The organism is Novosphingobium sp. SG919 (genome assembly GCF_012932495.1).
GTDB lineage: Bacteria > Pseudomonadota > Alphaproteobacteria > Sphingomonadales > Sphingomonadaceae > Novosphingobium > Novosphingobium rhizosphaerae.
In genome coordinates this window covers 1-4,928 of record NZ_JABCNG010000019.1, presented here as the reverse complement: position 1 = coordinate 4,928, position 4,928 = coordinate 1, and the positions used below count along the sequence as shown (strand labels likewise).

The following is a 4,928-nucleotide window of genomic DNA, read 5'->3' as shown; positions in this document are numbered from 1 at the left end:
AAGCTCAACAGCCGCCTCGAGAACAAACTTTACAAGCCACCTGCAGATCAGAATGATCTGCTCAATAAAGTAGACCGAATCCTATTCTACGCCAACGAGGTCTCACAACCAGACACCTAGCGCCATATAGAACCTTGAGAAGCATTGCAGCACAAAATCGAATACCCGCCGATCAGGGCCGGCTGATCGACACTGAACGCCGCAACACAGACCGACAGCAACATAATGGCTTTTGCAATGACGCTGATTCCCGTTCCGGCTTGGGCGTAATCTGCGGCGTTTGATAGACGCGTCATTGCCGACCGCGTCCAGTCTTCATACTGCGGCACCGCACGGCTGTGTTTATGCGATCCACTCCCCTCCCAATCGCCGCGTTTTTGCCCGCACTGTCGGCAAGCGAGAAATTTAAAATTATTACAAAGGCGTTAGCTCATCACATAATCTGATGGGAAGAGCAATCTTTGATCAGATCAGAGCGAAATCAGATCTGTGCATGGGTTGTCACCCTAGCTTAACATGGGCTGACGCGATTCTTGTCTTATCGGCTGCGTCTTTGAGACTCTGGCGCAGCCAAGTGATACCCTCGTCGTCGACGCGGCTATGGTGGAACTGCAAGACCTCGCGCATTCTGGGAAATTTGAATGGTAATGGCACACAGAGGGTCGGGTAGATTTCGCAAATTCGCTCTGCAAGGCGTCGCTGTACAATAGCGAGACAATTCGTCGCGAGCACCGCTGGGGCCACGGCCATGAAAGTATCCACGACCACCCCAATGCGCCGAACTTTATGAAGGTGTTCCAAATTCCGGTCGGCAAACGACGGCCTTCTCCATGGCCCAATCATGCACGAAACATGCTGCGCCTCCAACAGAACTTCTTCGGTAATGGGATGAGCAAACCGCGGATCGTCGCACCTGCCCAACACGACATGGGTCTCCTCAAAGAGAGGTTGCAGTGGATGCCGTTCCGATGCGTACTCTTCGGGAAGAATCATGAGGTCGGCTTCGGCGAGTTCGAATTTTCGCAGCAGCATCTCGTCGATGCTGGAAAGCTCGAAGCGAACATTAGGTGCCGAAGCTCGTATCGAACGAATCCATTCAAAAACAAGCGTATGCTGGAGATAATCTGAGGCGCCTATTATAAAGGCTCGCTCAGAAGTCGCCGGATCAAAAAGCGACGTGTCCGAAACCAGGCTATCCGCCACCAACAGAAATTCGCGAACGCGCGGCCAAATGCTTTGCGCGAATGCGGTGGGATACATCCGCCGATTGTGAATGGTTAGCAGGTCGTCGCCAAAAAACTCGCGCAGACGTGCCAGGATCGCGCTCATTGCCGGCTGAGTCACCGCCAGCTTCCGGGCGGCGGAAGAGACGCTGCGGTCGGTCAGCAGCACGTCCAGCGCTTGCAGCAAGTTGAGGTCCAGCCCCTTGAAACGCATGCCCTTAATCCCCAACACCCTATCGCATCGTCGATGCTGTATCACAAATTTTCATTGCAGCGTATAATTTAAATACATTACCGTTATGCTATAATTCGAACTATGCGGACTCCACAAACCACCGTGACGACCTTGGGCCACAGCCTGTCGTCCCGTCGAAGGGCCAAACAAGGGGAGTTCGATGCCGATCAAACTGGCAATCATACCGCAGAACCGCAGCGCCATGTCGCATGCACAATTGCGTGAATACCTTGAACGTCATCATGGACCGCTGTGCCTTGCACACCCGGACGTTTCAGGCCCATTCCAGCGTTACATCCATCATTATGTCGACGAAACTTTTCCGCTTCCGGACGGCTATACCCCTCTGGAAAGAGGCGCGGTCACTCTGATCAGCTTCGCCGACTTGGCTGGTTTGGTCGCCAGTAAGCAATCAACCGCCTATATCGAAGTTGTCGGCCCCGACGAAGACAACTTCCGAGATGAGGCGGGCTCGCAGGCGCTCATAGTCGACGAAAACGTCATTATCGATGGTATCGAGGCCGAGACGCATAAGGCATTCGTTCTGCGTGAAGTGGCTGGCGACCACAAGGCGTTCGCCGCAGAACATGCGGCCCGGCTTCATGACGTCATCAAAACCGGAGCCATCCCCAAGCCCGACAGACTGGTGATCAACTCTGCGGCTTCGGACAAGATTACGTGCGACTTCAACCAGTTTGACGAAATCAGCTTTGCCAACCGTGAGGATCTGCGCGCGTTTCTTGGTGCCATTGCTGCGGCCAACGACAGTTCGGGCGGCAAGCCGGTCGAAAATCTCATCGTCTGCAACACCGTAATATTCAAATAAGAACAATAGGGAGGATTAAAATGAAGAAGTCCCTTTTCCTGGGAACCGGCTTAATTAGCGCGCTTGGCTCCTTTCCTGCGTCGGCGCAGGAAAACCCTGCAACGGCGCCAGGCCAGGGTTTAACTGATATCATCGTGACAGCTCAGCGGCGGCCCGAGCCGCTGCAACGTGCAGCCGTCGCCGTGTCTGTGGTCAGCAGTGAAGATATTGTCCGCGCCGGGGTAACCAAGGCGACAGATCTCGCAGCCCTCGTTCCGGCTCTGCAAGCGTCAAGCGCCGGCGGCACAACGGCGAGCTTTTATGTTCGTGGCGTTGGCGCCTTTGTCGCCAATTCTTACACGGACGGAGCTGTATCGTTCAACTATGACGGCGTGTATCTGGCCCGTCCCGCATCCACATCGGGCGTATTTTACGACCTCGGGCGGGTGGAAGTGCTCAAGGGCCCGCAGGGCACCCTTTATGGCCGCAACTCGACGGGCGGCGCCATCAACGTGCTACCGCAACGCCCCGAACTGGGCAAAATGAGTGGCTTCGTCGACCTAAGCTATGGCAACTACGACGCGCTCAATGTGCAAGGTGCCATCAACGTGCCGCTTGGCCAGATTACCGCGCTTCGCATCGCCGCCATGGGCGTTGATCGCAAAGGCTATAATTCGGACGGGACCGACGATGACAAAGGCTGGGCAATTCGGCCCCAGTTGCTGTTCCAGCCCTCCGATGACTTCAGCCTGCGCATCGCCGCGGACTATTATCAGCAGCGCGGTAAAGGCGGCGGCGGAACCTTCACCCACGCCGTTGCCTTCAATCCTGCCAATAACAGCTATACAGCCATTCCATCAGGACTGGACAGCTCGGTCGGCACGTTTGACAGCCGCTCGGCGGCTTTTCTGGGCAAGGCATTTTCCGGCGTCTCGGGCCGGACGCTTGGCCCGCTGCTATCCTCGCCACGCGTCAACAATGAAAACTGGGGCATCAATGCCGAATTGACCTGGAAGACCGGGATTGGCACCCTGACGGTCATCCCGTCCTATCGCCAATTCAAACAGGAAGCCACGACAGGTGGCGGTGGCTTCACCAATTATACGCGCGATTCGGACAAACAATTCAGCCTCGAAACGCGCCTGTCGGGCGACCCCAGCGCGCGGCTATCCTGGCTGGTGGGCGGGTTCTATTTCAAGGACACCGTCGACGCACCCGACTTCCGGGTTACCATGCAGGTGCTCGACTCCTTCCAGAAGTATAAGCTCGAAACCGAATCGCTGGCCGCATTTGGCCGCCTCGGCTTCAAGGTTACCGACCGCTTCCGACTGGTTGCGTCCGGCCGATACACCAACGATCATCGCTCCTTCGCGGGGACGGCGAACGTCTTGCTCGATGTTTGCGCTTCGCCCACCCATGTCTGCGCAAACGCGCCCTTGCTGCCTTTTGCCTCATCGGTGGCAGACACGGTTGCGCAACTGGGGCTGATCCAGGTCGCGCCACCGACGGCCAATTCCCCGGCGGTTTACATCCAACCCAGTGCAGCTGCTGCGAACACCATCTTTCTGCAAGGCACGACTACGCTTGACCAGTCTCGCACCGATGGCAGGTTCACCTACCATCTTGGCGCTGAGTATGATCTTGCGCCCAGCTCCTTGCTCTATCTCTCGTATGATACTGGGTTCCGTTCGGGCGGCTTTGCCTTTTCCGGCTTCCGCCCCACGTTCGGCCCTGAAAACATTCGGGCATGGACATTGGGTTCGAAGAACCGCTTCTTCAACAACCGCGTCCAGCTCAATGTCGAGGCCTTCCTGTGGAAATACACAGACCAGCAGGTTTCCCACCTCGGCCCCGACCCGCAACTGGGCTCAACCTTTTACACCGAGAACATCGGTCGTTCGACCAACAAGGGCATCGAGGTTGAATTGCAGGTCAAGCCCGCGCAGGGAACACGCCTGTTTGCCGATGTGCAATATCTCGAAACCAAGCTCGACTCGTTCAAATATACATCTCCGGCCGTCACCAACGCCACCGCGAACCCACCGCCCTATGTGGCATGCGGCGTTACGCCCCCGGCAGCCTTTACCGCAGGCTCCAATTACACCATTGATTGCTCTGGCCAATCGGCGTTTCAGGCGCCGCAATGGACAATCAACTTTGGCGGCGAGCAAAACGTCAAAATCGGCGATTATGAGCTGATCGCGAGGGCCTCCACACATTATCAGAGCAAGAGCTTCATCGGCTTCGAATACCTGCCCTCGCAGACCCAGAGTGCCTATTGGACAACGAATGCCGGGCTGACCTTCCAGCCAACTGGCGGAGCATGGAGCATCTCGGCTTTCGCCAACAACATGGAGAACAAGCGGCGCGGGGTGCTTAGCTACTACAATTCGCCGACCTCAACCGTCACCGGTATCAATTCGGCTCCGCGTACCTATGGTGTTCGTTTGAGCTACAAGTTCTGATCTTTTCTATCGTCAAGCGGCGATCATGGCTTCCTTTCCCGAGCTTATGGTCCCGCTTGACGAAATTGGGGTGGGCTCATGAACGACGATCGCCATGTGTCCATCTGAGGTGGTGCCGATTTTCTGGACGGGGTGATAAGCTCAGCCCGACCTGAGGAACGGACTGGAATGAAGACGACGAGGAAGCGCTACAGCGCGGA

3 protein-coding genes and 1 pseudogene are annotated in these 4,928 nt (G+C 56.3%); 3 read left to right on the top strand and 1 reads right to left on the bottom strand.

Annotated features, from left to right (window positions below; translation table 11 throughout):
- Nucleotides 1-120, top strand: a pseudogene (locus tag FHT19_RS24240) (IS481 family transposase); the annotation flags it as partial.
- 381 nt (nucleotides 121-501) lie between these two features.
- Here FHT19_RS24240 and FHT19_RS24235 read toward each other — a convergent pair.
- Nucleotides 502-1,437, bottom strand: a complete 936-nt coding sequence (locus FHT19_RS24235) for a LysR family transcriptional regulator (protein ID WP_168558090.1) — start codon at nucleotides 1,435-1,437, stop codon at nucleotides 502-504.
- 181 nt (nucleotides 1,438-1,618) lie between these two features.
- Here FHT19_RS24235 and FHT19_RS24230 point away from each other — a divergent pair, with 181 nt between their 5' ends.
- Nucleotides 1,619-2,284 (top strand): EthD domain-containing protein, encoded by a 666-nt coding sequence (locus FHT19_RS24230; protein ID WP_168558089.1) that lies wholly within the window; start codon nucleotides 1,619-1,621, stop codon nucleotides 2,282-2,284.
- Nucleotides 2,285-2,304: 20 nt separating this feature from the next.
- On the top strand, nucleotides 2,305-4,728 hold the full coding sequence (locus tag FHT19_RS24225; protein ID WP_168558088.1) for a TonB-dependent receptor: 2,424 nt from the start codon (nucleotides 2,305-2,307) through the stop codon (nucleotides 4,726-4,728).
- The last annotated feature ends 200 nt before the right edge of the window (nucleotides 4,729-4,928 follow it).